2 protein-coding genes are annotated in these 2387 nt (G+C 38.5%); both read right to left on the bottom strand.

The genetic code is table 11. The features are described 5' to 3' along the window. A partial coding sequence (locus GSM_RS13515) for a pectinesterase (RefSeq protein ID WP_010078414.1) occupies nucleotides 1–1674 on the bottom strand: 1674 nt, incomplete at its 3' end. An 11-nt stretch (nucleotides 1675–1685) separates the two neighbouring features. Beyond that, on the bottom strand, nucleotides 1686–2387 hold a 702-nt coding region (locus tag GSM_RS13510; protein WP_010078413.1), incomplete at its 5' end, for a GH25 family lysozyme.

Here is a 2387-nt window from a genome sequence, read left to right as displayed (position 1 = left end):
AAGCTTTATTGTTGCTGTGCCACCAAATCCTGTGCCTGTTGAAATTGGATATTTAGTAGAATCTGGTTGCTGAGTACCTATTGCGTCATTTCCTTTACCATTTGTATCAGACCAAAGGCTGTTCCTTGTAGCCACTAAATCAAGATTATTTCCACTCAAGCCGATACCCATTGCAATAATTGCGTATTTTCCTGCTGCTGTTATGTCGCAGTCATCTATTTTTAGCTGATAGTAACCTGCAAGGTCTGAATTAGTTGAGTCGTGAAAGAATAAAGCACCTTGATCAGCGTATGTTGAAACAATGTCGCATCTCTTAAATGCCAATTTAAAACCAGCGCGCATGCCTACGCCTACGCCAGCGTTCCAATCAGATTTGAAAGCACAGTTTTCAAATACAAGTGATTGATTAGCTTCATTGTCAAAATCAATGTGGGCTCCATATGGCATTGCACTCGTATCCGCAGCATTTGCTGGCCGTTGAGCATAGAAAGTTAGATTCTTGAAGTATCCGGCACACGCTTCAAGTGGTGGATTGCTCCGACTGTTACTTGTGCTTAATATAATAGTGTTTTCTTTGTTTGTTCCGATTAAGTTAAGATTTCTAGCAGCTAAATGTAGATTTTCAGAATATGTTCCTGGCATTATTAGAAGCGTGTACCCATCAGGGACTATTGAAACTGCATCAGAAATAGTTTGGAAATCTCCTCTAGCAGGATTGGGATCAACAACTACTACCGTGCTCGGCATGAAAAGATTTCTTTTAATCCCAATTGTGGTTGCTGCGGTTGTAATTGTGGTTCCGACATTTCCAAAAGTACAAGTTAAGGTGCCTGCTTGTGCGGCTAGAACATTAATTGCAAAGAAAGCTGCATTAGTGGGAGCTGTTAACGTTTGGTACCCTGGTGTGGAATCACTTAATCCTGTTAAAGTTTGATTTGCAATAAACGTTTTTGCTTTATCGAAAAAGGTGACGTATGTTGAAGAAACAGTGTAGACAGTAATCTTAGATGCTTCTAAATATAGCAATGGGCTGTGTTTCCAACTAGTGCTTGTCTGTTGGCCATCTGAATTAAAATAGCCAGAAACTAATGCCGACTGATCTATAACATTACGAGTGTTTGTTCCAAAATGTTCAATCCATCCATATGCATAGGGTGTCATATCAAACAGCAAAGCTTTCAAAGCTGTCACAGTGGTTGAATCTTCTGGTGTTAAGAATTGAGTTCCTTTTGTCCATGAAGCCCCGTTCCAGTAATACCAATATCCATCTGTAGAATTTACAATAATCAGGTATGATCCACTAGAATCAGTTCCTTTTGGATATTTAGTAGTCATTTCATCTACACTTGACAGAACGTCACGTGGTGATGCTGACATAATCATTGCTATCATTTCTTGAACATCTTTTGCATTTGCTTTTGACGAAACTTGTGCCAAAGCATTTTCAGCTTCAATTTGTGTTGCATCAATTCTTGGAGCGAGTGAACCGTAATTATATCCGTGAGCATCTGTTCTAGCATTTGATACCTCATCGCTTTGAGCAGACACTCCACCATTATTAATCCGTTGATTAATTGCTTCAGTTTCTCCGTTTGCGGCTGATATGGTATTCAGTAGCCAAACCCAAAATTCTCCATTTTGAAATCCCGATGGGGGATTGTTAAATATTCCCATAAATTATCCTCCTAGATAAATATTTGATTATATGCATAACTAGCGTCAACACCTAAATTGTTCCAATCATTTGTGAATTGCCATGCATCTGCACCAGCGGGCTTACTAGATATATCCCAATCAGAAATCCATTTCAATTTTGCTGATGAATCAAACCATAATCCAAAGCTACTGATACTTGCATAATCACAAGTGTTTATATATCCTGCATCGGTTAAGACCTTGTAGAATGCCGCTATTTGCGCATTTAATTCTGATTTAGTTAAAGTTGCATTTTCTAGTATTGGATTAATTGAACTATCCTCAATATCAAGCGCTACTATAGCTGTTTTCTGTATGCCTTTAGCTTGCAATTGTGCTAAAAAAGCTTGCCCTTCTGCTACTCCATTTCCCATGAAATAATGGTAGCAGCCTATTAAGCTTAGCCCTGCCGTGCTACCATTCTCTATTTGTGCAGTTGCAACTTGATTCACGTAATCAGTTGACTGTGTTAATTTGACCATTAAGTATTTAGCACCATAACTTGCGACTTTAGTAAACCATTCAACTGATGTATCTTCATTGTTACTTGAAATATCAATAAAGATTCCGCTTGATGCCAATTCATTAACTCTTTGGTTCAAATTGGTAATTGTCACTGATTGGCTTTGATAGTTTTCTTCAAGCTGCTGATAATACTGCTCTAGGGTTAATTGCCCAGACTTCAACGATTG

It is taken from the genome of Liquorilactobacillus mali KCTC 3596 = DSM 20444 (genome assembly GCF_000260415.1).
GTDB lineage: Bacteria > Bacillota > Bacilli > Lactobacillales > Lactobacillaceae > Liquorilactobacillus > Liquorilactobacillus mali.
Note: the sequence above shows the minus strand (reverse complement) of the source record. Positions and strands in the feature narration are given on the sequence as shown.